25 protein-coding genes and 1 pseudogene are annotated in these 25,662 nt (G+C 65.5%); 12 read left to right on the plus strand and 14 right to left on the minus strand.

Annotation, left to right across the window (positions count from 1 at the left end; translation table 11 throughout):
• Window positions 1–95: 95 nt before the first annotated feature.
• Entirely contained in the window at window positions 96–977 is an 882-nt protein-coding gene (locus J8I82_RS32640; protein ID WP_209763757.1) for a LysR family transcriptional regulator, read from the minus strand.
• A gap of 140 nt (window positions 978–1,117) precedes the next feature.
• Between J8I82_RS32640 and J8I82_RS32645 the strand changes: the two genes are divergently transcribed.
• Window positions 1,118–1,510: a tautomerase family protein gene (locus tag J8I82_RS32645; RefSeq protein ID WP_209763759.1), complete on the plus strand. Its 393-nt coding sequence runs from the start codon at window positions 1,118–1,120 to the stop codon at window positions 1,508–1,510.
• A 176-nt stretch (window positions 1,511–1,686) separates the two neighbouring features.
• The gene (locus tag J8I82_RS32650) at window positions 1,687–2,520 is read left to right on the plus strand and encodes an aldo/keto reductase (RefSeq protein ID WP_209763761.1); all 834 of its coding nucleotides are present in this window, start codon (window positions 1,687–1,689) and stop codon (window positions 2,518–2,520) included.
• A gap of 19 nt (window positions 2,521–2,539) precedes the next feature.
• Here J8I82_RS32650 and J8I82_RS32655 read toward each other — a convergent pair whose 3' ends face one another.
• A complete protein-coding gene (locus J8I82_RS32655) occupies window positions 2,540–2,956 on the minus strand; it encodes a hypothetical protein (protein ID WP_209763763.1) in 417 nt (138 codons plus the stop codon).
• Window positions 2,957–3,142: 186 nt separating this feature from the next.
• On the opposite strand from J8I82_RS32655, the gene J8I82_RS32660 reads away from it, so the two are divergent.
• Both J8I82_RS32660 and J8I82_RS32665 read left to right on the plus strand, forming a co-directional pair.
• Window positions 3,143–3,721 (plus strand): BPSL1445 family SYLF domain-containing lipoprotein, encoded by a 579-nt coding sequence (locus J8I82_RS32660; RefSeq protein ID WP_209763764.1) that lies wholly within the window; start codon window positions 3,143–3,145, stop codon window positions 3,719–3,721.
• Between the two features lie 106 nt (window positions 3,722–3,827).
• A complete protein-coding gene (locus J8I82_RS32665) occupies window positions 3,828–4,727 on the plus strand; it encodes a recombination-associated protein RdgC (RefSeq protein ID WP_209763765.1) in 900 nt (299 codons plus the stop codon).
• A gap of 46 nt (window positions 4,728–4,773) precedes the next feature.
• Here J8I82_RS32665 and J8I82_RS32670 read toward each other — a convergent pair whose 3' ends face one another.
• Entirely contained in the window at window positions 4,774–5,217 is a 444-nt protein-coding gene (locus J8I82_RS32670) for a thioesterase family protein (protein WP_209763766.1), read from the minus strand.
• Window positions 5,218–5,612: 395 nt separating this feature from the next.
• Here J8I82_RS32670 and J8I82_RS32675 point away from each other — a divergent pair, with 395 nt between their 5' ends.
• Entirely contained in the window at window positions 5,613–6,623 is a 1,011-nt protein-coding gene (locus J8I82_RS32675) for a Bug family tripartite tricarboxylate transporter substrate binding protein (protein ID WP_209763767.1), read from the plus strand.
• 169 nt (window positions 6,624–6,792) lie between these two features.
• On the opposite strand, the gene J8I82_RS32680 is transcribed toward J8I82_RS32675, so the two are convergent.
• Complete coding sequence (locus tag J8I82_RS32680; RefSeq protein ID WP_245180376.1) at window positions 6,793–7,950, minus strand: CaiB/BaiF CoA transferase family protein; 1,158 nt, start codon at window positions 7,948–7,950, stop codon at window positions 6,793–6,795.
• A gap of 268 nt (window positions 7,951–8,218) precedes the next feature.
• Between J8I82_RS32680 and J8I82_RS32685 the strand changes: the two genes are divergently transcribed.
• The 4 genes from J8I82_RS32685 to J8I82_RS32700 all read left to right on the plus strand — a co-directional run bounded on the left by J8I82_RS32685 (window position 8,219) and on the right by J8I82_RS32700 (window position 11,973).
• Window positions 8,219–9,025 (plus strand): IclR family transcriptional regulator, encoded by an 807-nt coding sequence (locus J8I82_RS32685; RefSeq protein WP_209763770.1) that lies wholly within the window; start codon window positions 8,219–8,221, stop codon window positions 9,023–9,025.
• Between the two features lie 120 nt (window positions 9,026–9,145).
• Window positions 9,146–10,147 carry a Bug family tripartite tricarboxylate transporter substrate binding protein gene (locus J8I82_RS32690; RefSeq protein WP_209763772.1) on the plus strand — a complete coding sequence of 334 codons (1,002 nt, stop codon included), beginning with the start codon at window positions 9,146–9,148 and terminating at the stop codon, window positions 10,145–10,147.
• A 75-nt stretch (window positions 10,148–10,222) separates the two neighbouring features.
• A complete protein-coding gene (locus J8I82_RS32695) occupies window positions 10,223–11,395 on the plus strand; it encodes an acyl-CoA dehydrogenase family protein (protein ID WP_209763774.1) in 1,173 nt (390 codons plus the stop codon).
• A 74-nt stretch (window positions 11,396–11,469) separates the two neighbouring features.
• Window positions 11,470–11,973 (plus strand): GNAT family N-acetyltransferase, encoded by a 504-nt coding sequence (locus J8I82_RS32700; RefSeq protein WP_209763776.1) that lies wholly within the window; start codon window positions 11,470–11,472, stop codon window positions 11,971–11,973.
• 103 nt (window positions 11,974–12,076) lie between these two features.
• Here J8I82_RS32700 and J8I82_RS32705 read toward each other — a convergent pair whose 3' ends face one another.
• The 4 genes from J8I82_RS32705 to J8I82_RS32720 all read right to left on the minus strand — a co-directional run bounded on the left by J8I82_RS32705 (window position 12,077) and on the right by J8I82_RS32720 (window position 16,319).
• Window positions 12,077–12,922 carry an enoyl-CoA hydratase/isomerase family protein gene (locus tag J8I82_RS32705; RefSeq protein ID WP_209763778.1) on the minus strand — a complete coding sequence of 282 codons (846 nt, stop codon included), beginning with the start codon at window positions 12,920–12,922 and terminating at the stop codon, window positions 12,077–12,079.
• Entirely contained in the window at window positions 12,919–14,154 is a 1,236-nt protein-coding gene (locus J8I82_RS32710; protein ID WP_209763779.1) for a CaiB/BaiF CoA transferase family protein, read from the minus strand. The genes J8I82_RS32705 and J8I82_RS32710 overlap by 4 nt, the downstream gene beginning before the upstream one ends.
• A 59-nt stretch (window positions 14,155–14,213) precedes the next feature.
• Window positions 14,214–15,182 (minus strand): Bug family tripartite tricarboxylate transporter substrate binding protein, encoded by a 969-nt coding sequence (locus J8I82_RS32715; RefSeq protein WP_209763780.1) that lies wholly within the window; start codon window positions 15,180–15,182, stop codon window positions 14,214–14,216.
• Between the two features lie 66 nt (window positions 15,183–15,248).
• A complete protein-coding gene (locus J8I82_RS32720; protein WP_245180368.1) occupies window positions 15,249–16,319 on the minus strand; it encodes a LysR family transcriptional regulator in 1,071 nt (356 codons plus the stop codon).
• A gap of 281 nt (window positions 16,320–16,600) precedes the next feature.
• Here J8I82_RS32720 and J8I82_RS32725 point away from each other — a divergent pair.
• Window positions 16,601–16,912 (plus strand): annotated as a pseudogene (locus J8I82_RS32725) (hydroxyquinol 1,2-dioxygenase); the annotation flags it as partial.
• 124 nt (window positions 16,913–17,036) lie between these two features.
• Here the strand turns inward: J8I82_RS32725 and J8I82_RS32730 are convergent.
• Together J8I82_RS32730 and J8I82_RS32735 are read right to left on the minus strand one after the other, a co-directional pair.
• Window positions 17,037–19,247: a penicillin-binding protein 1A gene (locus tag J8I82_RS32730; RefSeq protein ID WP_209763782.1), complete on the minus strand. Its 2,211-nt coding sequence runs from the start codon at window positions 19,245–19,247 to the stop codon at window positions 17,037–17,039.
• A gap of 375 nt (window positions 19,248–19,622) precedes the next feature.
• Entirely contained in the window at window positions 19,623–20,588 is a 966-nt protein-coding gene (locus J8I82_RS32735; protein WP_209763783.1) for a LysR family transcriptional regulator, read from the minus strand.
• A 104-nt stretch (window positions 20,589–20,692) separates the two neighbouring features.
• Between J8I82_RS32735 and dsdA the strand changes: the two genes are divergently transcribed.
• Both dsdA and J8I82_RS32745 read left to right on the plus strand, forming a co-directional pair.
• Window positions 20,693–22,027: a D-serine ammonia-lyase gene (gene dsdA, locus J8I82_RS32740; RefSeq protein WP_209763805.1), complete on the plus strand. Its 1,335-nt coding sequence runs from the start codon at window positions 20,693–20,695 to the stop codon at window positions 22,025–22,027.
• A 157-nt stretch (window positions 22,028–22,184) separates the two neighbouring features.
• Entirely contained in the window at window positions 22,185–23,708 is a 1,524-nt protein-coding gene (locus tag J8I82_RS32745) for a M81 family metallopeptidase (RefSeq protein WP_209763784.1), read from the plus strand.
• A gap of 137 nt (window positions 23,709–23,845) precedes the next feature.
• Here the strand turns inward: J8I82_RS32745 and J8I82_RS32750 are convergent, their stop codons facing one another.
• From J8I82_RS32750 to J8I82_RS32765, 4 genes are all read right to left on the minus strand, one after another.
• A complete protein-coding gene (locus J8I82_RS32750) occupies window positions 23,846–24,340 on the minus strand; it encodes a hypothetical protein (RefSeq protein ID WP_209763785.1) in 495 nt (164 codons plus the stop codon).
• Window positions 24,337–24,552 (minus strand): hypothetical protein, encoded by a 216-nt coding sequence (locus J8I82_RS32755; RefSeq protein WP_209763787.1) that lies wholly within the window; start codon window positions 24,550–24,552, stop codon window positions 24,337–24,339. The genes J8I82_RS32750 and J8I82_RS32755 overlap by 4 nt, the downstream gene beginning before the upstream one ends.
• A 233-nt stretch (window positions 24,553–24,785) precedes the next feature.
• Complete coding sequence (locus J8I82_RS32760; protein WP_209763789.1) at window positions 24,786–25,307, minus strand: helix-turn-helix transcriptional regulator; 522 nt, start codon at window positions 25,305–25,307, stop codon at window positions 24,786–24,788.
• Window positions 25,308–25,341: 34 nt separating this feature from the next.
• On the minus strand, window positions 25,342–25,593 hold the full coding sequence (locus J8I82_RS32765; RefSeq protein ID WP_209763790.1) for a hypothetical protein: 252 nt from the start codon (window positions 25,591–25,593) through the stop codon (window positions 25,342–25,344).
• Window positions 25,594–25,662 lie beyond the last annotated feature (69 nt).

Below are 25,662 nucleotides of genomic sequence, written 5' to 3' on the forward strand. Positions count from 1 at the left end.
AGACTGCGAATTATTCCCATTCAATGCCGCGCAGCGTTGTTTTCAGATCGGCGTTGATCGTGAGCAGTACGCTGGCGTTTGACTTGTGGGCCGACTCAGGCCAACTGCTCGGCCAGGACGTTGCGGGCCTCGGCAATGAATGGCGATTCTCTGCGGCGGGCGGGTAGCAGGAAGAACTCCGCTTCGGGCAGGCGTGGCAACCCAAGCCGCGCGACCGTGCCGCCGTCCAGCGGCGCGACACCTGGCCCGATCGCCGATGCGTTCAGGCAGGACAGCCCCAGCCCAGCCGCGAGCGCGAGATGCAGGCCCGCCACGCCCGAGGCCGAGTGCGCAACTTCGAACAGCAAGCGCTTGCGCAACAGCAGCTGCACCACGAACTGGTGCAGCGAACACGTGTCGGGCAGCAGCACCAGCGGCAGCATGGCGGGCAGCGCGTCGGCCTCGCCGGACGCCGCCACCCAGGCCAGCGGTTCGCGCCGCAGCACGGTGCCCCGCGTGCTCTTGCCCGTTGTGTCGCGGCCGCGCGGCAGGCGCATGCTCAGCCCGATATCGAAGGCATCCATCTCGGCGGCGGCATCGATTGCGGCACTCTTCATCACCGTCACATGCAGCCTTAGGTAGGGATAGCGTTCGCGCAGGCGCCGCAGCATGCCGGCGATTTCGCCGGGTCGGAAGTAGTCGGTGACGGCAAGCCGCAGGTCGCCCTCCAGCGCGTGCCCGCGCAGTTCCTGCAGCGCCAGTTCGTTCAGCGCGAGGATGCGCCGCGCGTGCTCCAGCAGCCGCGCACCGGCCGGCGTAGGCACGGCGCCGTGCCGCCCGCGCGACAGCAGCGGCACGCCGGCGCGCTCTTCCAGCTTGCGCAACTGCTCGCTGACCGACGACTGCGACAGGAATAGCCGGGGCGCGGCGGCGGACAGGCTGCCGCAGTCGGCAACGGTGACGAAGGTGCGCAACTGGTCTGTGTCGAATCCACGCATGATGAGCGCTCCGGCAAGGTGGTAAGCGAGGCCGCATTTCCTTCGGATAATCCGATGGAATACATTGGATATTCCCGCTTTTCCGATATTACACCGGCTTCTAACATGGCATCACCCACCCACGAAACAAGGAGCCAGCCATGCCCCACATCGTCCTGCACCTGTCCGGCCAGCCCGATGCCACCCTTACCCGGCGCAGCGCCGCTGCCATCGCCGACCTGACCGCAAGCGTGCTCGGCAAGAAGCGCGACGTGATTGCCATCACCGTCCACTACGTGCCGCGCGACAGCTGGATCATCGGCGGCGTGCCGCTGTCCGAGCAGGATCGCAACGCCTTCCACCTCGATATCAGCGTCACCGACGAGACCAATACCAAGGCTGAAAAGGCGCAATTCATCCAGGCCGTGTTCGAGACCATGGCAGGGCTGCTCGGCAACCTGCATCCCGTCTCTTATGTGCATGTGATCGATGCCCGCGCAGCAGCGTACGGCTATGGCGGCCGCACGCAGGAGTACCGCCACCAGCACGGCTGAGGCCCGCATCGTTTCTTGGCCGGCAGGCGGTGTGCTTGGGGCCGGACTGTATTTTTTTGTGACCGGACTGGTCTGAAGCAATCGCGCGGCCCGCGGCTTGTACATTTGGTGCGTTGTTAACTAGTGTGAGTTGGGTGCCGCCGGCACCCAACTCCGGCCATCCTGGAATCCAGCGCATGAAACAGATCACCCTGCCCGACGGCGAGCGCATCCCCGCGCTCGGCATGGGAACGTGGAACATGGGCGAGACGCCCGCCGCGCGCGCCGAAGAGATCGCCACGCTAAGGCTGGGCCTGGACCTGGGCCTGCGGCTGATCGATACCGCCGAGATGTATGGCGAGGGCCAGTCCGAGGAAATGATAGGCGAGGCCCTGGCCGGACGGCGCGATGAGGCCTTCCTGGTCAGCAAGGTCTATCCGTTCAACGCCAGCCGCCGCGGCACCTTGCAGGCGTGCGAGCGCAGCCTGCGGCGGCTGCGCACCGACCGCATCGACCTCTACCTGTTGCACTGGCGCGGCGGCGTCCCGCTGGAAGAGACCGTCGCCGCCATGCAGGCGCTGCAGCGTGACGGCAAGATCCGCCACTGGGGCGTGAGCAACCTGGACCTGGCTGACCTGCAGGAGTTATGGGACGCGCCCGGCGGCGACGGCATGGCCACCAACCAGCTGCTGTACAACCTGGGCCGGCGCGGCATCGAATGGGATCTGTTGCCATGGCTGCGCCAGCGCGGCATCCCGGTGATGGCCTACTCGCCGATCGAGCAGTCGCGGCTGCTGGGCAACCCGGGGCTGAAGCGCTTCGCGCGCGACCACGGCATAACCGCGGCGCAGGCGGCGCTGGCCTGGCTGCTGGCGCAGGACGGCGTCATCGCCATTCCCAAGACGGGCCGGCGCGAGCGCCTGCAGGAGAATATCGGCGCGCTGTCGCACCTGTTGTCCGCAGCCCAGCTGGCCGAGCTCGACCGCATCTTCCCGCCACCGGACGGGCCAGGGGTGCTGGAGATGCTGTGAGCGCGCCGGTGACGCGGCGTCAGTTCAGGCGCGACGCGTAGCGTTCGCGCTCGACGTAGCGCACCAGGTAGTTGCGCGCCTTGTCGCGGGTATCGGCCGTGACGCGCGCCGCCGCCTGGCGGGCGCTGTTCTTGCCGTGCGACGACGACATCTGTCCATCCAGGTAGCTGCGGAAGGCGTCGTGCATGGCGTTCAGGTCGGACTGGCAAGCAGCCAGCGCCGCATTCGCCACGTCCTTCGACTGGCCCTTCGACGACAGGTTGTCGTCGGCCTTTTCCTTGACGCAATCCATGTATTTGGCGCGCAGCGACTGCCAGCCGCTGCTGTCGGCGGTCGCGGCGGCGCTGGCGGTATCCCCGGCGGCGGGTCCGGTCGAGGGCTGCGAAGCGCACGCAGCGAGGAGCGCCAGTGGCAGGGCGGTAAGAATTTTCTTCATGGGATGATGCGATGCGGCAGTGCCGCATGGATGCGTGGTTGTTTCGGGGAACCCTCAAACTGCCACGAATGCGTCGGCGAGGCTACCTTCGTCACAAATGGAAACGCCTCGTCACCACGTGAATGTTTGTCCGAGTGCTTTTGGCGCCTATGCTTCAGAGACGACAACAACACCCAAGGAGATAAGATGAAACGTCGAAACTTCCTGAGCGCCAGTGCCGGCCTGGCCCTGGGCAGCCTGGCGCTGGGTGCCTGCACCACCACAAAGCCCGACGCTCCAACTGACAAGGCAGCACGGCGGCGCGAGCTGGATTCGGGCGTCGACGCCACGCTGTCGCGCTTGTACGGCTCGGTCAACGGCTCGCGTGAACTCGGCAACCGCGCGCGCGGTATCCTGGTGTTCCCCAAGACGTTGTCGGCGGGCTTTATCGTCGGCGGAGAGTATGGCGACGGCGCGCTGCGCTCGGGCGGCGCCACGCGCGGCTACTACCGCCTGGTCTCCGGCTCGGTCGGCTGGCAGATTGGCGCGCAATCCAAGTCGGTGATCCTGATGTTCATGACGCAGGACGCCTACGACAAGTTCGTGCGCAGCTCGGGCTGGACCGCCGGCGTCGATGCCACCGTCGCGATCGCGACCATCGGCGCAAATGGCGTGCTCGACACCAATACCGCGCAGCAGCCGATCGTCGGTTTCGTGATGACCAATGCCGGGCTGATGGCGGGCCTGAGCCTCGAAGGCAGCAAGATCACCCGGCTCGACCTGTAAGCGCCTGGCGCGGGCTTGCGCCGCACGGCTCGACGGCCGTGCGGCGGCGGTTTTTCGTGGCCACCTGCCGCGAGGGGATAGAATTCGTCCCTTTGGCCGAATTCTCATGTGGTTCAAGAACCTGCAGGTCCATCGTTTTTCCGCTCTGTGGACGCCCGGCGCCGACGAGGTCGAAGCCAGCCTGGCGAAGCACGCCTTCTACCCCGGCACCAGCCTCGAAATGCAGACGCAGGGCTGGGCCTCGCCCCGTGACAACGGCCAACTGGTCCACGCCGTGGGCCGCCAGATGCTGCTGACGCTGCGCACCGAGAAAAAGCTGCTGCCAACCACCGTGGTGAACCAGGTCACGCGCGCACGCGCCGCGGAGATCGAGGAACAGCAAGGCTACAAGCCGGGCCGCAAGCAGATGAAGGAACTGAAGGAGCAGGTCACCGAGGAACTGCTGCCGCGCGCCTTCAGCATCCGCCGCGACACGCGCGTGTGGATCGATCCGGACAACGGCTGGCTGGCGATCGATGCCGCCTCCGCGGCCAAGGCCGATGAAGTGCGCGGCATGCTGTTCAAGGCGCTGGACCCGCTGCCGCTGGTCAACCTGCATGTCAACCAGTCGCCGGTGGCGGCGATGACCGACTGGCTGGCCGGCGACGCCGCGCCGGGCGGCTTCACCGTCGACCAGGAAATCGAGCTGCAGTCCGGCAGCGAAAGCAAGGCCACCGTGCGCTACGTGCGCCATCCGCTCGATCCCGAAGACCTGCGCCGCCATATTGCCGGCGGCAAGCGCTGCACGCGCCTGGCGATGACCTGGAACGACCGCGTCTCGTTCGTGCTGACCGACGGGCTGGTGGTGAAGAAAATCGCGCCGCTGGACGTGATCAAGGAACAGGCCGACGGCACCATGCATGACGAAGACGAGCGCTTCGATGCCGATTTCGCCATGATGGCCGGCGAGCTGTCCGGACTGCTGGGCGACCTGACCGAAGCGCTGGGCGGCGAGCGCAAGAGCTGAGTCAGCCCGGGGCGCGCACTGGCACGGTCGCGCGCCCCCTCCCCCTTCATTCCACCCAGTTGACCTTGGGGAAGCGGCCGGCAAACCCGTCCGGCATCGCCACCACCTGCTTGTTCACATAGTCGAAGAAGACAAAGCCCGACTTGGCCATCGCGATCAAGGCGCCGTCGGCTGGCCGCGTGATGCGGAAGATGATGTCGCCGCCGTACTTGTTGAAGTCCATCACGCCGACTTCGAACTGCAGCTGGTCGCGCGCATGCGCCTCGTTGCGGTACATCGTGGCGAGGTCGGTGACGATGATGCCGACACCCTCCTGCCGCACGTCCTCGCTGCCGAATTCATACAGGAAGCGCGCCCGTGCCTCGGAGATCATCGAGATCATCGAGTCGTTGGCGAGATGGTTGGCCGAGTTGATGTCGGTCACGCGCACGGTCAGGTGCGTGGCGTAGCAGAACTGGTCGGCGGGCAGGTCGAGTTTGAGGCGGGCCATGGCGGCATCGGGCAAAGTGGACAAGAAGCCGCCGCCAGGCACGCACAGGGTTATCCGATCCCGCGGGCTGGCGGCGAGGCGCCCATCATAGTCGATCCGGCTGGTTCGGCCAGCGGGGCTCAGGAATTGAGCGGCGGCAGAGCTGCCGGCATGGCCCGATGCGCACGGACAGGCTGGTGTGGGGAGGCGTACTTCGGCAACAGGCGTGCGAGTTCGCTGCCGTTCCATGGGCCCGTGCAGCGATGGCATCAGTGTCTGTTCCTCGGGGTAAATACCGTCCCACGGTTTCGTCCATAGCGCCGATGTGCCGCGCCGGCGGCGGACCGTACGCTGCCGTTTGCCATGCGCGCAAGGCGCGACAAACAACCAGGACGTCACAACCAGGAGGAAACACCATGCAAGCTGACCGACGCAAAGCCCTGCAGTGGCTGGGTGCAGGCTCCCTCGCCGCCACGGTCTCGGCACTTGGCCTTGGCCATGCCCGGGCCCAGTCAGCCCAGTCCGCCGTGTCTCACTATCCGTCGAAGCCGGTTCGGCTGGTCGTGCCCTACCCGCCGGGCGGCGCCACCGACGTGCTGGCACGCGCGCTCGGCGAACCGCTCGGCAAGCTGTGGCAGCGCCCGGTCATCGTCGAAAACCGCCCCGGTGTCGGCGGCATGATCGGGGCCGACGTGGTGGCCAAGGCGGCGCCGGACGGCTACACGCTGCTGCTGGCGCTGCCCAGCCTGGTGCAGACGCCCTACATGGTGGCCAAGCCTCCGTTCGATCCGCTGCGCGATTTGACCGCTATCGGCCAGCTGTGCACCTCCAGCCTGGTGCTGACCGCCAACAGCGCCATGCCACGCACGCTGCCCGAGGTGATGAGCCTGGCCAGGTCGCAGCCGAACAAGCTCTCCTATGGCACTTATGGTATCGGCACCGGCGCGCATCTCTATATGCAGGTGTTCACGACCGGTGCCGGCGCCGAACTGCTGCATGTCCCGTACAAGGGCGAAGCGCCGATCGCCACCGACCTGATCGGCGGCCAGATCTCGCTGGGTACGCTCTCGCCGATGACCGTGCGACAGCATGCGCGCACCGGCAAGCTGCAGCCGCTGGCCGTGACCGGCAACACGCGCGCGCCGATGCTGCCCGACGTGCCCACCTTCCAGGAACTCGGCTACAAAGGGCTGGACGGCCCGGCCTGGCTCGGCCTGTTCACCACGGCCGGGACGCCGCAGGCTATCGTCGAGAAGATTTCCGCGGATGTGGAGACGGTGATGGCCGCGGCCGATATCCGGCAGCGCATGGCCGACCTCGGGCTGATCGTCAAGACTTCGCGCCCGTCAGCGTTCGCAGCGGTGGCGAAGGCCGACCAGGCTTATTGGGGAAAGGTGATCAAGGAGTACAACATCCGGCTGGACTGAGCCGGTACTGCGTCAGCTCCGGACTGAAACGGGGAACTTAAGACGGCACTGAGACGACTCTGCAATCGGTATGATTTTCGCGCGCACACCAGCGCATCCGGCTGGGACCGGGCGCGCATCGCCACCCCGTTCAAGCACGCAAATGCGCACCAGCAAGAAGCGAAGCGTTTCAGATAACGCCCGCTTCCCGCAGTGCGCGCAACTCGCTCGCGTCCAGCCCCAACGCGCCATAGACCAGCGCATTGTGCTCGCCCACGTCCGGGCCGCAGCGCGGCGCGGCCGGTGCGTAGCCGGAGAATCGCGGCACCACGCACGGCGCCGGCACTGACCCGAGTTCGGCATCAGGCAGGCGCACGATCGCCTCGCGCGCCCGCATCTGCGGATCCTCGACAATGTCGGCGATGCTGAACACTTTGCTGAACGGCACCTCGCATGCCTCGAGCGCAGACGCTGCATCCGCGTAGGGCCTGGCCGCAAACCAGGCCGCAATCTGCGCGTCGAGCGCATCGAGATTGCGCACGCGGCCGGCGTTGGTGGCGTAGTCGGCAGCGTGCGCGAGCTGTGGCGCAGACATCGCCTCTGCCAGCCGGCGGAAGGTGGCGTCGGACGAGGCCACCACCGACACCCAGATGTCATCCGAGGTCCGGTACATATTGGACGGCGCCGCATAGGTCGTTCGATTGCCCGCCCGCTGCCGCACGCGGCCCAGTTGCTCGTATTCCACCGCCAGCGGCTCCAGCAGCCGGAACAATGCTTCGGTGGCGGCCAGGTCGATCTCGCGGCCGGGCAGGTCCGGCCGCGCGCTCCGCTCCGCCACCGCGGCGGCGATGGCGAAGGCGCCGAACAAGCCAGCGACCATGTCGCCGACCGGATAGTTCATATGCATCGGCCCGCTCTCCGGCGAACCTGCCAGGTTGGTGAACCCGCTCATCGCTTCAAAGATCCGCGCAAACCCGGGCCGCTGCGCATACGGTCCGGTCTGGCCGAAGCCGGTCAGACGCAAGACCACCAGGCCGGGGTTGGCCTCGCGCAGCGTCCCGATATCCAGCCCCCAGCGCGCGAGCGTGCCGGTGCGGAAGTTCTCGACCAGTACATCGAACTGCGGCAGCAGTTTCAGGAAGATCTCCTTGCCGCGCGGCGTGCGTACATCAAGCGAGATGCCGCGCTTGCCGCGGTTGGTGACTTTCCAGTACAGCGCATGCGCGTCGGTGACGGGCTCGAGCGAACGCAGCGGATCGCTGCCATCGGGCAACTCCAGCTTCACGACATCGGCGCCCATGTCGCCGCACAGCGTGGCCGAGAACGGTGCCGCCACCACGGTCGCCATGTCCAGGATGCGCACGCCTGCCAGCGGGCCGGCGCCAGCATCGGCGTGAATGTTGCAAGGCTTTGCCGCCGTGGCGGCGAGGTCGGGTGACGCGTTCGGCATGGGATCTGTCTCTTGGTTTCAGGTCTGTCGCGGGTTGCTGCGATCCAAACTGACAGCACCGCGCGTCGGGCGCAAGCACGGTTTCGCTGTGCGGAACCGTCGTGCTACAACATTGACGAGCCCCCTTACGGATCCGAGCATGAATGCCAACAGATCGCAGCCAGACATGGAACGCACTCCACTGCCCGGCCTTGCCAGCGCCGACGAACTCTCTACCGATCGCCAGTTCGCCAGCAACCTGGCACGCGGGCTGGATGTGCTGCGGGCTTTCACGCCGGGCAGCCCGGTGCTGGGCAACCAGGACATCGTGGCGCGGACCGGACTGCCCAAGGCAACGGTGTCGCGCCTGACGTACACGCTCAGCCTGCTCGGATTCCTGAGCCGGGTGCCGGGCAACCAGAAGTACCGGCTCGGCGCGGGCGTGCTGGCGCTCGCGTATCCGATGCTTGCCGGGCTGGCCATCCGCCAGATCGCGCGGCCATATATGGAAGCCATCGCCCGCGAAACCGGGTGCACGGTGAACCTGGGCATGCGCGAGCGGCTGACGGTGGTGTACGTGGACAGCTTCCGCGTCGATCCGGGCAACGTGTACCAGCCCGACATCGGCAGTACGCGGCCCTTGCTGTCCACCTCGATTGGCCGCGCCGTGCTGCTGGCGTGCGGGGCAGAAGAGCGCGCAGCGGTGCTGAACCGGCTGCGCGTGGAAGATGCCGAGCGCTTCGAGCGGGAGCAGCCGATGTGGATCGCGGAACAGGCGCACTACGCGGCGCATGGCTTTTGCCTGAGCCGCGGCGAATGGCGAACGGACATCCATGCGATTGCCGTGCCGATCCGGCAATCGCTGCATGAGGACCCGTTCGCGCTGAACTGCACCGTCGCCGCCGCGCGCGACCGTGACGACATGCTGGCGCGCACGGTCGCGCAGAAGTTGCGCGAAGGCGTCAGGCAGATCGAGCTGGCGTGCGCGCGTTGACGGCAAGCGGTTCTCGAACGAGGTATCAGGCAATGACGACGTAGCGAAAGTTGTAGCAAGTAGGGCGCCAAGCGATCCGACGAGATTGCGGCCTTAGAGGGAAACTACCCAGGAGACAAGATGCAACCCACTCAACCAGCGGGCCGGTATCTGCTGGCCGCCATGCTCGGCTGCGCCGCGCTCGCGCCTGCCGTGGCCTTTGGCGCCGCCGACAGCGCCGACAGGTTCCCCGCCCGCCCCATTCGCATCATCGTGCCGTTTTCGGCCGGCGGCGTGGTCGACACCGTCACCCGCGCCACCGCCGAGCGCATGGCCCAGTTGCTGCGCCAGCCTGTCATCGTCGAGAACCGTACCGGCGCGGGCGGCGCCATCGGCACCGACATTGCCGCCAAGGCCGCGCCGGACGGCTACACGCTGCTCGCCGTCAGCCCCAGCTATGTGGTCGGACCGCTGCTCAACGGCGCGATCGCCTGGAAAGGCGCACGCGACTTTCGCGCGATTGCCGGCTTTGGCGTGGTGCCCAACGTGATCGTGGTCCCCGCATCATCGCGCCTGCGCAACCTGCCCGAATTGCTTGACGCCGCGCGCAGCCAGCCCGGCGCGCTGACCTACGCCAGCGCCGGTGTAGGTACCTCCAACCACCTCTCCGGTGAACTGCTCGCGCAAATGACCGAGGTCAAGCTGACCCATGTGCCGTACAAGGGCCAGCCCGAGGCGCTGACGGACGTGCTGGGCGCGCGCGTGTCGATGATGGCGCTGACCGCGGCAATCGCCCGCCAGCAGGTCCAGAGCGGCAAGCTGCGCGCACTCGCCGTGACTTCCGCGAAACGGTCCGCGGCGTTGCCAGACGTTCCTACGGTTGCCGAAGCTGCGCGCCTGCCCGGCTATGAGGTCGGTGCGTGGTTCGGGCTGGTCGCGCCGCATGCCACGTCCGACGCCGTCGTGCGCAAGCTGGCCGACGCCGCGGCGCAGGCCGTCAGCGATCCCGCCGTGGTCAAGCGCCTGGCCGATCTCGGCATGGACGTGGCCCCGCAATCCGCACCCGCCTTCGACCGCTACCTGGACAGCGAGTCGCAGAAGTGGACCCGCGTGCTGAAGACCGCTGGCATCACACCCCAATAGCACCTTTCACGCCTGTCGTTCACAAGGCAAGACACATCCCGCTCCTTCCCTGACACCTGCCCATCTCACATTCCCATGATCCGCGACGCCGCCCGCATGCAAGCCCTGCTTGCCGACCTCCGCCAGTTCGTCCTCAACACCTGCATTCCGCTCGAAGCCGACATCGACCGCGACGACGTCATTCCTGAACCGGTGGTCGACGCCATGCGACAACTCGGATTGTTTGGACACAGCATCCCTGAAGCCTACGGCGGCGCCGGGCTGACATCCGAAGAACTGACGCTCGTCAACATCGAAGTCTCGCAGGCCGCCACAGTCTTCCGTGCGCGCTTCGGCGGCAACACCGGCATCGCCTCCGAGTCGCTGGTCGTTGACGGCACCGAAGCCCAGAAGACGCGCTACCTGCCGCGGCTTGCATCGGGCGAGCTGACCGGCTGCTTCGCGCTGACCGAGCCCGAAGCCGGCTCCGACGCCACCTCGCTGCAGACGTCGGCCCGGCGCGACGGCGACCATTACGTGCTGAACGGCAGCAAATGCTTCATCACCAACGCGCCGATCGCCGACCTGTTCACCGTGTTCGCCCGCACCGACCCGGATATCTCCGGCGCGCACGGCATCAGCGCCTTCCTGGTCGAACGCGGCACGCCCGGCATCAGCACCGGCGAACCCGAGCGCAAGATGGGCCAGCACGGTTCCCCGGTGGGCGACGTCTACCTGCAGGAGTGCCGCGTGCCGGCCACCGCCATCGTCGGCGGCCAGCCTGGCGTCGGCTTCAAGACGGCGATGAAGGCGCTCAACAAGCAGCGCATCAACCTGGCCGGCCTGTGCATCGGCCCTGCCATCCGCCTTGTCGACGAGATGGTGCGCTACGCCAGCCAGCGACGCCAGTTCGGCAAGCCGATCGCCGATTACCAGCTGGTCCAGCAAATGATTGCCGACAGCAACACCGACATCCACGCCGCGCGCGCGCTGGTACTGGAAACCGCCCGCCGCCGCGATAACGGCGAGGACGTGACCATGGAGGCCTCGATGTGCAAGCTGTTCGCCTCTGAAATGTGCGGACGCGTGGCCGATCGTGCGGTGCAGATCTTTGGCGGCAGCGGCTATATGGCGCGTACGGTGGCGGAGCGGTTTTATCGCGATGTGCGGTTGTTCCGCTTGTATGAGGGGACCACGCAGATCCACCAGCTGAATATTGCCAAGAGGACAATGCAGGCGCGGGAGGGGGTGCTGGGACTGGTGGGATAACAAAGCAAAGCGTGCACCGACGAAATGGATCCTTGTGGGCAATAATGATCGTGCCCGCCCCCACCGAGCCCACCATGTCCGCCCCGTTGATCCACTCGGCACGCCTCGCTCTGATTCCCTTCTCCGGCGCCGATGCCGACGAAGCCTGGCCTTGCATCACGCCAACCCTGGCTCGCTACATGGAATGGGAACCCGCCCCGTCCCCGGCGGCATTTCGCGACGTCTGGCAAGCATGGCTGCCGGCGATGGACGACGGATCGGATTTTGTCTTTACCATCCGCCGGGCGAGTGACGGCCAATTCCTGGGACTGGCCGGCCTGCATCACGCCGATACGCCGGCACCGGAATTCGGCATCTGGATCCGGGAAGACGCCCACGGCCACGGCTATGGCATGGAGGCCGTGCTGGCGGTGAAGGACTGGGCCATGGCTGCGCTGCAGCCGTTGCGGTTCATCTATCCGGTGGCGGAAGAGAATTGGGCGAGCCGGCGGATTCCGGAGGCGATGGGCGGCGTGGTGGTGGACAGCCAGCTTGCGCCGAAATATGTGCGGCTGATCTATGAAGTACCAGCGCGGTGAAGCGGGGACATAGCCGGATGCACCTTGGGCGACAGAAACCGCTTGACGGTAAACGACAATGGCCCGGCGCGAACCATCATTCGCGCCGGGCCAGGCAGCACATTCAACGCCCCTTCCACTCCGGCTGCCGCCGGCCTACAAACGCCTCCACCCCTTCCCGGAAGTCTTCGCTTCCGTAGCACAAGCGCACAAGATCATCGGTATCGGCCACCGCCTCAACGGTCTGCCGTCGCAACGCCTCCTTGACGACCGTTTGCGTAACCGGCGCCAGCGCGGCGAGCCGGCTGCATAGCGCGGCAACTTCGCTTTCGATCGACTCGGCCGCATAGACGCCTTCCAAAAATCCGCACGCCAATGCCGTATCGGCATCCAGGATCTGCGCCAGCAGCAGCATGCGCCGCACCGGCTGCAAACCCCACGCCGCGCGCAGCTTGGCAAGGTTCAGCGCCGACAGCGTGTTGCCGAGCGTCTTGGCGATCGGCACGCCGAAGCGGGCCTTGGGCGTCGCCACGCGGAAATCGCAAGCAGTCGCGATGGCCAGCCCGCCGCCCACCGCCCAGCCCTCGATAACGGCCACGGTCGGCATCGGCAGCTGTTCGACCAGGCGGATGCCTTCGTCGATGCGCGCTTCGTAGGCCACCCCGTCATCGCCGCTGGAGAATTGCCGGAACTGCGCGATGTCCGTGCCTGCGACAAAGGCCTCCCCGCCCTCGCCGCGCAGCACCACCACGCGCACACCCGCGCTGCCATCCGCCGCAAGCGCTCGGCAATGCGTGGCCAGCTGCTCGTACATCGCCCACGTCATCGCATTGCGCGCGGCCGGACGGTCGAACGTCAGCGTCGCGACCTGTCCCTGCACCGTCAGCCTGACCTGACCGTCGCTGCCAGCGCCGCCTTCGCGCTGGCCCGACCCGGCCTGACCGCCTCCCGGCGGCAGCGCGGCGCTCATGCGCCGAAGGCGCCGGCCGCCGCCAGCGACTGCTGTTCGTCCTTCGACAGCCCCAGCTCAGCCAGGATCTCTTCCGTATGCTGGCCCAGCAGCGGCGGCGGACGACGTACCTGCTGCGGCGTGCCGCCCATCTTCACCGCGAAGCCGATATTGGGCACCTTGCCTTCGATCGGATGATCGATTTCGATGCGCATCTGGCGGTGCCGGCCGTGCTCGCTGTCGAAGGCCTGCGGATAGGTCAGGATCGGCCCGGCCGGGATGCCGACTTCCAGCAGCTGCTCGATCCAGTAATCCGCGGTCTGTTTGGCGAAGCTTTCTTCCAGCGCGGCGATCAGCGGCTGCCGGTTGGCCAGCCGCAGCGCCACGGTGGCAAAGCGCTCATCTGCCAGCAGGTCTTGCCGGTCGAGCGTGTTGCACAGCAGCTGCCACAGCTTCTGGTTGGTGGCCCCCATGACAAAGTAGCCGTCGGCGGCCTTCATCGCCTGGTACGGTGCGCTCATGCGGTTGGCCGTGCCCAGCGGCTCGGGCTCGCGGCCCGTGCCCCAGTACTCGCAGGTGTCCCACACCGAGAATGCCAGCGCGGAGTCGAACAGCGAGGCATCGACATACTGCCCCTTGCCCGTCTCCTTGGCGCCGATATAGGCCGCCAGCATGCCGTAGGTCGCGAACAGCGCGCAGCCGATATCGGCTACCGGCACGCCTGCCTTCACCGGTGCCCCGCCCGGGTAGCCGGTGACGCTCATCACGCCCGACATCGCCTGCGCCATCAGGTCGAAGCCCGGCCGGGTGGCCCACGGCCCGCTCTGGCCGAAACCCGAGATGCTGCAGTAGACCAGCTTCGGGTTGATCTTGCTGAGCGTGTCGTAGTCGATCCCCAGGCGCTTCATCACGCCAGGGCGGTAGTTCTCCACCAGGATGTCGGCCGATTCCGCCAGGCGATACAGCACCTGCCGGCCGGACTCGGTCTTCAGGTCCAGCGTGACGCTGCGCTTGTTGCGGTTCATGTTGAGGAAGCCCATGCTGTCCGGGCCCTTCATCTTGAACCCCATCGAGCCACGCGTCTGGTCGCCGCCCTCTGGCGGCTCGATCTTGATCACGTCGGCGCCGAGGTCGGCCAGCAGCATGCAGGCGTAGGGACCGGCCATGACCTGGCTGACGTCGAGCACGCGCACGCCCGCGAGCGGCAGTTTGGTGGCAGGCGCTTGCGCGCCGGTTGCGGTGAAATCGGTCATCGGGTGCTTCCTGGGAAATTCGATAAGTCGGCGTACGTGGGCGCGACGGCTACGCGCCATCAGCTTTCAGCCTTCACGCCGGCGTCCTTCACGACCTTGGCCCACTTGGTGGACTCGGATGCGATGAAGGCGCCGAACTGCTGGTTCGTGCCGCCGGAATCCTCGGCGCCAAAGCTCTTGAGCCGCTCGGCCACGTCGGGCATCGCCAGCGCGCGGTTGACGTCCGCGTTCATGCGCTGCACCAGCGCCGGCGGCATGCCCTTCGGCCCCACCAGCCCGTACCACGATGCCGCGTCCAGTCCGGGAAAGCCCGACTCCGCCAGCGTCGGCACATTGGGATGGCTGGCCGCGCGCTTGAGCCGGGTCTGCGCGATCGCGATCACCTTGCCCTGCTGGATAAAGGGCGTGGCGGCGGTCATCGTGTCGAACGCATAGTCGATCTGGCCGCCGATCAGGTCCGCCACCAGCGGGCCCGAGCCCTTGTACGGGACATGCACCACGTCGATCTTGGCCTGCATCCGGAACAGCTCCAGCGCCAGATGCTGCGCCGAGCCGATGCCCGACGAGCCGAAGGAAATCTTGCCGGGGTTCTTGCGGCACAGCGCCACGATGTCCGAAACGGTCCGTACCTTCTGTTCCGGACGGCAGGTCAGCATATTGGGCGTGACGCCCACCATCGAAATCGGCGTGAAGTCGGCGCGCGGGTCGTACTTGACGTCCAGCAGCGCCGGGGCGATCGCATGGCTGTTGACGTGCGCCATCAGCAGCGTGGTGCCATCCGGCGGCTGCTTGGCCACATAAGCAGCGGCGATCGCGCCGGTTGCGCCGGGCTTGTTCTCCACCACCACGCTGGTATTCCACATGACCCCGAGCTTCTGCCCGATCACGCGCGCCAGCACGTCCGTGCCGCCACCGGGGGCAAAACCCACCACGATGCGCACCGGCCCCTGCACGTCAGCGGCGGCGCGCGCCAGGCCGGGCATCGCCAGTCCGGCCGCCGCGGCCAGGATGAATTGTCTGCGCTGCATTGCGTGTCTCCGTAGTACGAATCGTTATGGAGCCATCATCCGCAATGCGCGCGCCGCGGGCTATCGCTATTTTTGGGATTCTGGTTTCGCGTTTTGCGCAAGCACTTCCAGCACGCTGAGCGCGGCGGAGGAAAGTGCGCCATGGGGCCGGTGGCAAAGCACGAATTGCCGTTTTGCCCAAGGCTCCGCAATGGGCAATCGGACGAAGCGGCTGCCGGCTGCGACCTCGGCGGCGATCGCCTCCGGCATTACCCCGGCGCCCAGGTTCTGCGCCACCAGGGCGGCGATGCTGTCGAAGCCGCCGACCCGCATGCGCATATGGAGCACACGGCCGGCTTCCTCCGCCAGACGCTCCAGGCCGATCGAGATGGCCGAGCTTTCGCCAAGGACGATCAGGTCGCAGTCCAGCACGTCCTCCGTCGTGACCTGCTTGCGCCGCGCCAGCCCATGGCCACGCGCCACCACCAGGACCAGCCGGTCATCGCGATACGGCTCGGTCGGCAGGTCGATCACGCCCAGGCTGCCTTCATAGATGCCGATGTCCACGGTGCCGCGGCGCAAGGACTGCTGGACTTCCTGGCTGTTCATTTCCTGCAGGTCGATGCGGACACCGGGGCAGGTGGTGTTGCAGCGCTGGATGTCGAAGGGGAGGAACTGGATCACCGCCGATTTTGGCGCCGCCACCCGCACCACGCCCAGGTCGCCGCCGACGAAGGAGGCGGCATCGTCCTGCATGCGCTGGACGGTATGGGTGATGCCGCGGGCGTGGGCCAGCAGCGCGCGGCCGGCTTCGGTCAGGGCCATGCCGTGCGGGAGGCGTTCGAAGACGGAGACGCCGAGCTGGGATTCGAGTTCGAGGATGCGTCGGGAGGCCGCTGCGGCCGCCAGATGCAGCCGTTCCGCGCCGCGGGTGATGCTGCCCTGGTCGGCTACAGCGATGAAAAGCTGGATCGTGGTCAGGTCGAAATGCAGGCGCGGCGCGCGAAAGGGTGCGGAGGACGTCACGATGGTCGGCGCTAAGGGGGCGTCGTTTGGGGGGCGAGCTACCGTTCGAGGGCAAGGAATCCGGTTTCGAAGTGCCTTGGAATGCTCTACCGCGGGCTGCCCCATTCTCCACTCATGAAGCGGTGTCAGCAAGCGGGATTCTCCCGTGAAGCCGTGCCGGGATATCAGGCTTGGCCGCCAAGAAAATGGCGATTCGGGGTGGTCCCCGCTGCCCGGCGTGTTCCCGGACGGCGGTCTTTGTACGGCCTTGTATTACGCCCCGCCAACGATACGCACGCCGACAAATCCGGCCGCTGCGTCCTACAGGCGCGATACATCGGTCTCCTTTAATGCTTTCCACGGGCCCACGGCGAACTGCAACGATGCAGCCCCCACCGGACCCATACCCTGTCAAACGTTAAAGGAAATCGATCATGACTACCAACATCGCCAAGCGCTTTGCCCTCGCCATCGCCCTGGTAGCCGCCGCAGCCGGCGCACAGGCCGCCAGCCTGTCATACGCTGGCGCACGCGATCCGTTCACCGATGGCGCCCGCTCCGTCAGCGATGCACGTGACCCGTACACCGACGGTGCGCGCTCGGTGCAGGAATCGCGCAGCCCGTTTGTCGACGGTGCACGCAACGTTGATCCCTTCCTGGACGGCGCCCGCTCGCTGGCCGGCCTGGATCGCACGGGTGTCTCGGCGGACCCGGCTCGCAGCGTTGACCCGTTTTCCGACGGCGCCCGCTCCCTGGCCGGCCGGGACCGGGCCTGGCCCTCGAACGATCCGGCGCGCAATGTCGATCCCTATGTTGACGGCGCTCTGGCGTGATGCCGTGCGCCGATCGGAAGCGCTGCGCGGGACGAAATCAGAACCTCCAGAAGAGGAACTGCCGCTGCCGTTCCGCACGGACCGTGCGAGGCGGCCGGCTCTCAGGGCCGAGCCGCGCCCCGGGATCGATAACCCGCGCGCGCAGCGCCATGTCGTAGAACGCGCCCACCATCGGCAGGGCACTGTGGGCGCCCTGGCCCCAATAATTGCCGAGCGTCACACGTCCATCGTCGAAACCCACCCACGCGCCCGCGACCAGTTGCGGATGCATCAGGATGAACCAGCCATCCGTGTTGTCCTGCGTCGTGCCCGTTTTGCCGGCCACGTCGGCGCGAATCCCGAAGCGCGTCCGGATACCCACGCCGGTGCCCCGGCTGACGACGTCGCGCAGCACGTCGACTAGCGTTTGCGCTGCGCCGGCGGGCAGTGCCTGTTCCGGCGCTGCGCTCGCGAATTCGGCGAGCACCTTGCCGTCGCGATCCTCGATGCGAGTGACCATGCGCGGTTCGATATAGGCGCCGCGGTTCACGATCGTGCTATACGCGGAGACCATTTCCTTGAGCGTGACCGGGCTTGTGCCGAGTGCCAGCGCCGGCACCGCTTCGAGCGGACTCTCGCGCACGCCCATCGCGCGCGCGAGCCGTGCGACCTTCCCGGGGCGTTCCTTTTGCATGAGCTGGGCGGTAACGCGGTTGCGCGAATACGCCAGCGCGTCGCGTAGCGTCATCGGCCGGCCGGTGGGCGGTTCCGCGTCGGTAGGCCGCCAGACCGCATCCCCGGTCAGTGGAATGGCGACATTCCGGTCTACGATCGTATCGCTCGGCCGCGCGCCGCCCGCGAACGCCGAGGCATAGACGAACGGCTTGAATGTCGAACCCGGTTGACGCCGCGCCTGCTGCACGTGATCGAACGGTGCGTCACTGAAATTGCGACTGCCGACCCATGCCTTGATATCGCCGTTGCGCGGATCGATCGCGACAAAGCCGGCCTGGACCTGAGTCTTGCTCCGGCAAAGCGCGCGGACAAAGGCGGGGTTCCTGGCAAGCTTCCTGACGGCTGCCGGGTCCGATTGCCCAGCATCGCGTGCGGCGCGATAGTCGGGAGTTTGCCGGATGAATGCCTGGAACAGTCCGTTGCCCGGCCAGCAGCCCGTGCGTTCGTTCCATGCTTCGTTCGCGATCCATTGCAACTGGTTCGCCTGCCAGTCCACCGCCTGCGTTGCCATTGCCTGCAGACGGAAATCCAGCGTCGTATGCACGACCAGCCCGTCGGCATAGATGTTGTAGCCGTTGCGATCGGCCCACGCGATCAGCCACTTGCGTAGCTGCGCCGAAAAATGCGGCGCGGCGCCCGGTTGCGCGGTTTGCAATGTGAAGTTGACGTTGAGCGGTTGTCGCTTCAACCAGTTGTAGGCATCAGGCGCGAGCTTCCCGTACTTGCTCATCTGCCCGAGCACAGTGTTGCGCCGCTGCACCGCGCGATCGGGATTGAGCACCGGGTTGTAAGTGCTGTTGGCCTTCAGCATGCCGACAAGCGTTGCACTCTCGAGAATGTCGAGCTGGCGGGCAGATTTGCCAAAGTAGGTACGTGCGGCCATTTCCACGCCGTAGGCGTTGTACAGGAACGGCACCGTGTTCAGGTACGTCTCCAGGATCTGATCCTTGCTGTACACGGCCTCGATCTTGAACGCCGTGATCGCTTCCCTGAGCTTGCGCGCGAGGGTCGGTGCGCGGCCGATTTCCTCGGGATACAGGTTGCGCGCCAGTTGCTGCGTGATTGTCGAGCCGCCCTGCCGGTCACCGGAAAAGGTATGCAGCGCTGCCGACGCCGTACGCGTCCAGTCGATGCCGGAATGCTCATGAAAGCGCCGGTCTTCGGTTGCGATCAATGCCTCCACCATGTACGGCGAGATCTGCCCGAGCGACACCCACTCGCGATTGGACGGCTTGAATTCATCGATCAGCCTGCCGTCGGCCGACACAATCAACGCTGGCCGATCGACACGGGCTTTGCGAATGTCTTCGATGCCGGGCGTGAATGGTACGAGCGCAAGCGCATACAGCAGGAACAGCGCCGGCAATGCGGCGAGCGTCAGCACGATGCCGCGCCGCGTGGGGTGGCGAAGGCGGCGCAGCGCGCCGCGAAAACCGCGTATGGCTATGGTGCTGCCGGCGGTGCAGAGCGGCGCGATGCGTGCGAGCCACCGTGCGCAATATTCACGAAACAACGATACACGGCGGCGATTCACGATGGCGGGCGCTGGTGGAAAGAGCGGGATCGTACCAAAGGGGAAGCGCGCTTCCGATATCAAGGCGGAGCCGCGGCATGTGGCATTTACAGACGATTACATTTGTTTCGGGTTGGCAAGGTTGCAAGGCGGGAAGCAGCTTTTGCAGGACGTGAACATCACCATCAGGCAGGGCGAATCGCCATGCGCTGGTCCAGGCGGCAGATCGCGTATATCGCGTCGCGAACCGCAGCGTCCAAGAGCATTCCCCAAGCGTTGCGAACGCTGCGAGGTGACCAGCGAAGCCTGCGAACAGCACGCTGTGCCGTCAGGTCGCACAGCAGTAGAAGGGGCAACTGCCCGGCATGGCATGCTGCAGATCGACAGGCTACCAAATCAACGCCCCTGCCCGGCTCCGCGCGAGACCCCATCCAGCGAAAGCAACTCCATCCGCGCAATATCGAAGCGCGCACACTCTTTCTTGAGCCACGAAGAGAAAATGGTCACGCGGCGGTCCTCCGGATTACGAGAAAGCAGTATGTAGCGCGCCGGCGCGCGTACATGCTTGCCGAAGACATCCACCAGCCGTCCGCTCCTGAGTTCGTCATAGACCAACGCCGTACGTCCCATCGCCACCCCCTGGTGGTTCAGCGCCGCGCTGATCGCAAGGCTCGACAGATTGAATTGCGGCCCCTCCAGCTGCGCAATCCATGCCGGGTGAAAGGCCTCAAGCCATGTGCGCCATTCCACGAACTCGGCTGCGCCGACCCACGGCGATGCGTCATGCAGCAACACGACGCCGTCGAGCGACACCCCGCCAGATAGTCCAGGGTGCTGGGCGAGGTACTCGGGCGTGGCCACCGGAATCAGGAACTCGTCGAGCAATACGTCGGCATGCATTTGGCTGTAGCGGACCGGGTCGTAACGCACTGCCACGTCAATGTCTTCCGCCTCCATCGATTGCCTGTCCAGTGCCTGGAACTCGGCTTTCAGGCGCACGGAAACATCCGGCTGCTCGCGGTGGAATTCTGTCAGGCGCGGCATCAGCCATTGCAGCGCAAACGATGGCAGGCAATTGACCTGCAACGGCGCGTTTGGCAGGCCGAGCCGCTGGATGGTCTGCTGGATGTCGTGCAGTGCGCGCGTCGTCGTCTCGAACAGCGCCTCGCCCTTTGGCGTCAGTCTCAGGTTGCGCGGCTGGCGCACGAAGAGCATGTAGCCGAGACGGTCTTCCAGGTGGCGAATCTGCTGGCTCACCGCGCTTTGGGTAAGGCTCAACGATTCGGCGGCCTTGGTGAAGCTCAGCAGGCGTCCCGCGGCTTCGAAACACCGCAGCGCGCCGAGAACGGAGGAGTCGAGCATTTGGATTAGCCTGGCTAATACATACGTTAGAAACCATCGCTATTCTTGCACGACTGCAGCGCCTACGATCATGGCTCATAAGGCATTCCTCGGAAAACGACTTGATGACCACCCTGCCGCTGCCCACAGAAGTATTAGCACGACTTCAATCGAAACAACCGCTGCTTTGGCTGAATCCAAGGCTGGGGCAACCCCTGCCGGCTTCCGCCCCCCCGACAGAACTGATCGAGGCAGCCGAGACGCGCCTTGCGCGCTGTGCACCGCTCATGGCGACGCTGTTTCCCGAACTGGCGTCAAGCCATGGGCAAGTGGAATCGCAACTGATGCCTGCCACCGGGCTCCAGCGCGCAATCGTCGGCAACGATGGCGCCGAGGGCGCGTGGTTTATCAAGCGTGACGACGAATTGCCGGTTGCCGGCTCCATCAAGGCACGCGGCGGCTTTCATGAAGTGCTGGCGATTGCCGAATCCATCGCGATCGAGCATGGCATCCTCGACCCCGACGGTGACCGCCGCGTGCTCGCGACGGCGGCGGCGCGCGCGCTGTTCTCGCAATACTCGGTGACGGTCGGCAGCACCGGCAACCTCGGCCTGAGCATCGGCGTGATGGCGGCTGCGCTCGGATTCGATGCGGTCGTGCATATGTCCGCGGACGCCAAGGCGTGGAAGAAGGATCGCCTGCGCAAACGCGGCGTGCGCGTCGTGGAACATGAGGGCGACTACGCGCAAGCCGTGGCAGCGGGCCGCGAGCAGGCGTTGGCGGCGCCGCGCTGTCATTTTGTTGATGACGAACGCTCCGCCCTGCTCTTCCTTGGATACGCCGCCGCGGCACGTCACCTGGCGCGCCAGCTCGCCGAAGCCGGCCGCATCGTGGATGCCGCGCATCCGCTCTTCGTCTATCTCCCCTGCGGCGTCGGCGGCGCGCCCGGTGGCATCACCTACGGGCTCAAGGCACTGTTCGGCGAATATGTGCACTGCTTCTTTGCCGAGCCCGTGGCCTCGCCGTGCGTACTGGTGCAGCTGGCCTCGGGTGCGGACGCGCCCGTATCCGTCTATGACATCGGCCTGGATAACCGGACCGATGCCGATGGCCTCGCCGTCGGCCAGGCCTCCCATCTGGTCAGCCCGTTGATGGCTTCCCAGCTCGCCGGCGTGTTCACCGTCCCCGACGATCAACTCTACGTTCAGTTGCTCGCGCTCAAGACGTCTATGGGCGTGGAAGTCGAGCCTTCAGCGGCGGCCGGCATCGGTGGACCCGGCTGGCTGCGTGAATCACCCGAGGGCCAGGCATATGTGCGCGATCACGGGATCGACATGCGCAATGCAACGCATGTGATCTGGGCCACCGGCGGCTCGCTCGTTCCGCGCGAGGAGCTTCGCCGGTTCCAGGCTTACGCGGAGACGCTGGCCGGCCGGAGTCCGGTGCGATGCAAGGGGTAGCCAGACCATTCCGTCAGCCCGTACCTGTTCGGCTGGATCCCTGACACGTACCACAGTACCGAGCCGGCTATCTTTATCATCGCCGGGCGCGCTTGTCGCCAGCGCACGGAACGCCCTAAGCTTTCATCCAAAGAAGGTACCTCTCGGAGGCGTTCCCGTGACTTCAAGCCCAATGCCCGTCCGCCTGGCCGTTGCCGGACTCATCCACGAAACCAACACATACGCCGCCGAATTCGCGGGCATGACGCCACTGCGCGCGTTCGAGCGGTATCGGGGCGACGAAATCCTGGCGGCATTCGACAAATCGAATCATCAGGTGGGCGGATTTATCGACGGCGCACGCAAGACCGGCGCCACGCTCGTTCCCACCTACGTCGGGCAGGCGACGCCATCGGGCACCATCGAAGCCGGCGCGTATGCCGCCATGAAGCAGGAAATCCTCGATGGCATTCGCGCCGTGCTGCCAGTTGACGGCGTGCTACTGGCCCTGCATGGCGCCGGTGTCGCCGACGGCACCGAGGACATCGAAGGCGATCTGGCGCTTGCCGTTCGTGCGCTGGTCGGGCCCGGCGTCCCGATTGCCGCGGTCTACGATCTGCACGGCAACATGACGGACGCGATGCGGGATGCTTGCAACCTGACGTTGCCGTGCAAGCTGTATCCGCATACCGACTTCCATGAACGGGGCGTCGAAGCCGTCGAGCTGCTGTTTGAGATGATTCGGGGAAGGCTCACGCCGGTCACCGCAACGCGGCGCCTGCCGATGCTGCCGTACATCGTGACGACACAGGACGGGTTCATCCCGGCCGAAGTCAACGACGTTTGCCAGAAGCTGGCCGTGCAGTCCGGCGTGATCGACTGCTCGTGGTTCCACGGTTTTCCGTACGCAGATATAGCGGCACCCTGCCCGGTGGTCGTGTGCACCACTACCGGAGATGCAGCACTCGGGCAACGTTGCGTCGACGAAGTCGCGCAGTGGATCTGGTCGCATCGCGAGGAATTCCGTCCGACGTTCCCGTCACCGGCAGAGGGCATCGCCCTGGCCCTGTCGGCGGCAGAGGGTCCGGTTGTCGTCAACGAGTACGCAGACAACCCTGGGGGCGGCACGCCCGGAGACGGCACGCACTTGCTGCGCGCGTTACTGGACGCCAATCCGCCCGCCGGCACGTGCTGTTTCGCATCGATCAATGACGCAGCCGTGGTCGCACAAGCGCAGCGCGCGGGTGTCGGCGCCACGATCAGGGTCTCGCTGGGGGGCAAGCAAGGCCGGTTCCAGGGGGCGCCGATCGAAGCCGATGCCTATGTGAAGTGCATCACGGACGGTCGTTTCGTCAATCGGCCCGGCTCGATGTTCGAAGGGGTTCGCTTCGACCTGGGGGCGATGTGTCGGCTGATTATCGATGGGGTCGATGTCATCGTGGCTTCGCGGGCGGAGCAGATTTTTGATATCGAGCCGTTTGTGCTGCATGGGGTGGACGTTACTGAGTACAAGGTCGTTGCGATCAAGGGGGCCAATCACTTTCGTGCTGGGTATCGGACGGTGGCCAAGCAAATCATTTCTGTCGACAGTGAGGGCTTGAGTACGGCTGCGATCGCGTCGTTTCCGCGTGAACGGCTCATTGGGGAGTTTTGGCCTTTGTGCGACGAGGTGCGGTTCAATGGCGGTGCCGAAGTCTCATGACAGAAGCACGCTTGATAGTTCTGGCCGGCCGGGACCAGACGTGGCCCTCGAAAGCTCCCGTGCGCAATATCGATATGTGAACCCGATGGGTTGGCCCGCACCGCTCGGATCAGCGGTTGATGTTAAGGATCAATTGGCTATCGGATCGCCGCCCCGCGACTCGGCCTACAGCCGTGGATGCCGTTCGGGACGATCGAAGCGGTGTCCGCATCAAAATAGATGCCATCGTATCTGTCGCCGGTGTAGAAGAGCGTGTAGATCAGCTTGCGCTTGAACCGCCCCCGCAAGCGGACGACGGGGCTCATGCAGTCATTGCGTGAGGCGGTGCTTGGGTCCACATACTTGATAAGCGGCTGGTCGGAGCCCTTGTATAGCACAACGACATCCCAGCCAATGAACCGCGTCGGGGTAAGGTTCTCGCTATCGAATGTTCTGGCTTGCATCTGCCCCCCTTTTTCACCAGCCCTTAGCACGCGGTACTGTACGTAGCAGTCCCCGCAGGCGTACTGCATGTAAATGACATCGATCGTTACGTTCTCGTCGGACAAGCTAAAGGGGTACACAAAGACAAAAGAAATCCCGGCCAGCAATGCAAGAAAATGAGTGACGACTGCGCGAAGGATAGGTTTCATTTTGCCAACTCGCTCTCGTCCAGAGCGCCTGTCTTCTTGGTCCTTGTCAGGAGCTTACCGCCCCTGTATATCGCCCGCTCCAAATGTCTGTAATCCTGGTCCGGAATTTCCGTCTTATCCCCATTGATCCGCGGATCGGTGCCCGTCGTGTGCTCAATCACGACGGTCTTTGTCTTTCCAGCCTCGAAGAGGTACTTCGAGAAATCGGCCACGATGTTGTCCGATCGGGCTGCGGTCTGGCACCCGTGGGTCTCCACCTTGGTGTCTTCGGTGAAGTTGTCGAACTTTAGCTTCCTGAGATGCGCACGAGAGAATGAGTCGTTGTGGAAGATATAGCGCGCCGACGGGGCCGGCCTGGCTCTTCACGATGCCCGGTCATGCGACGAGATGCAGTTCGATGACAGCGGCGATGCCTCCGGGCTCGGTGACTTCCAGTGCGTCGCCCCTACCCTACCAGCGCCCGCAACTCGCGCGCCATAGCAGGCACCACCTGACTGGCGCACCGGGCAAGATTGACTTGCATGGCCGTGCCGGCAACATCCAGAAGGATCGGGTCAATGCTGTAATCGCGTTGATCCAGCCATACCAGCACATCCAGCAAGTGCCAGAGTGTGGTGCTGCCTTCATGCACCGGCGCCGGGAAAGACTCGGGATAGCCGATCATCAACTTGCGCATGTTCTGGCGGGACATGCCGACGGCATCGGCGATATCGGTGAGACCCACCAGATCGGGAACCGCTTCGATCAGCGTAGCGGACGGCATGGCGCGCCGGGCATCGGCTAGGGCGCTCACCATGGCCGCCTTCGCTGAATCCGCCTCGCGGACAAATGACAACGCCACTCGTCCTGGCAGGCCGGTACCCACGAGTGCGTCATCACAGCCTGCCTCGCCCAGGCGTTCGACCAGTGCTTCGGCGTCGTGGTCAGCCTGCGACAGCAGGAATCTGAAAGTGAAGGCGTATTCCATGGCTAGTTCGTGATCTGCAATGTGTATGGCGTCTTCATTCATGCTGATGTGAGCAGTTGTCAACGATCCGCCGGATTGCGTTGGCATGGTTGCCCGGGCTTTTCGGGGTGTTCCAAACGCTCGAGGCACAGAACTCGCCACAGCGGCATTCCTTGTCATTGCGGGGGCAGTAGAGACGACCCCAGGCGTGCCCGCTCCCCTTCGCCATCTCGACCCGCCAGCCTTGCGACTCTGCGTACCTTAGTGCGGCTTCAACTTCCTTCTTCGGGTGTTTGGCGCGGGTCATTGGCATCTCCGATACTAGATCCGCAATGCCTAGTTGTCAAATGACAACCATCAGGAAAGCGCGATCTGT

The organism is Cupriavidus consociatus, assembly GCF_017814975.1.
GTDB lineage: Bacteria > Pseudomonadota > Gammaproteobacteria > Burkholderiales > Burkholderiaceae > Cupriavidus > Cupriavidus consociatus.

Coding starts and splice junctions, on each gene's coding strand:
- J8I82_RS32765 (WP_209763790.1), bottom strand. CDS start 25,593: ATGACCCGCGCCAAACACCCGAAGAAGGAAGTTGAAGCCGCACTAAGG.
- J8I82_RS32690 (WP_209763772.1), top strand. CDS start 9,146: ATGCAACCCACTCAACCAGCGGGCCGGTATCTGCTGGCCGCCATGCTC.
- J8I82_RS32695 (WP_209763774.1), top strand. CDS start 10,223: ATGATCCGCGACGCCGCCCGCATGCAAGCCCTGCTTGCCGACCTCCGC.
- dsdA (WP_209763805.1), top strand. CDS start 20,693: ATGACCACCCTGCCGCTGCCCACAGAAGTATTAGCACGACTTCAATCG.
- J8I82_RS32665 (WP_209763765.1), top strand. CDS start 3,828: ATGTGGTTCAAGAACCTGCAGGTCCATCGTTTTTCCGCTCTGTGGACG.
- J8I82_RS32680 (WP_245180376.1), bottom strand. CDS start 7,950: ATGGCGACCGTGGTGGCGGCACCGTTCTCGGCCACGCTGTGCGGCGAC.
- J8I82_RS32670 (WP_209763766.1), bottom strand. CDS start 5,217: ATGGCCCGCCTCAAACTCGACCTGCCCGCCGACCAGTTCTGCTACGCC.
- J8I82_RS32760 (WP_209763789.1), bottom strand. CDS start 25,307: ATGGAATACGCCTTCACTTTCAGATTCCTGCTGTCGCAGGCTGACCAC.
- J8I82_RS32640 (WP_209763757.1), bottom strand. CDS start 977: ATGCGTGGATTCGACACAGACCAGTTGCGCACCTTCGTCACCGTTGCC.
- J8I82_RS32675 (WP_209763767.1), top strand. CDS start 5,613: ATGCAAGCTGACCGACGCAAAGCCCTGCAGTGGCTGGGTGCAGGCTCC.
- J8I82_RS32660 (WP_209763764.1), top strand. CDS start 3,143: ATGAAACGTCGAAACTTCCTGAGCGCCAGTGCCGGCCTGGCCCTGGGC.
- J8I82_RS32685 (WP_209763770.1), top strand. CDS start 8,219: ATGGAACGCACTCCACTGCCCGGCCTTGCCAGCGCCGACGAACTCTCT.
- J8I82_RS32655 (WP_209763763.1), bottom strand. CDS start 2,956: ATGAAGAAAATTCTTACCGCCCTGCCACTGGCGCTCCTCGCTGCGTGC.
- J8I82_RS32650 (WP_209763761.1), top strand. CDS start 1,687: ATGAAACAGATCACCCTGCCCGACGGCGAGCGCATCCCCGCGCTCGGC.
- J8I82_RS32700 (WP_209763776.1), top strand. CDS start 11,470: ATGTCCGCCCCGTTGATCCACTCGGCACGCCTCGCTCTGATTCCCTTC.
- J8I82_RS32710 (WP_209763779.1), bottom strand. CDS start 14,154: ATGACCGATTTCACCGCAACCGGCGCGCAAGCGCCTGCCACCAAACTG.
- J8I82_RS32735 (WP_209763783.1), bottom strand. CDS start 20,588: ATGCTCGACTCCTCCGTTCTCGGCGCGCTGCGGTGTTTCGAAGCCGCG.
- J8I82_RS32705 (WP_209763778.1), bottom strand. CDS start 12,922: ATGAGCGCCGCGCTGCCGCCGGGAGGCGGTCAGGCCGGGTCGGGCCAG.
- J8I82_RS32645 (WP_209763759.1), top strand. CDS start 1,118: ATGCCCCACATCGTCCTGCACCTGTCCGGCCAGCCCGATGCCACCCTT.
- J8I82_RS32750 (WP_209763785.1), bottom strand. CDS start 24,340: ATGAAACCTATCCTTCGCGCAGTCGTCACTCATTTTCTTGCATTGCTG.
- J8I82_RS32715 (WP_209763780.1), bottom strand. CDS start 15,182: ATGCAGCGCAGACAATTCATCCTGGCCGCGGCGGCCGGACTGGCGATG.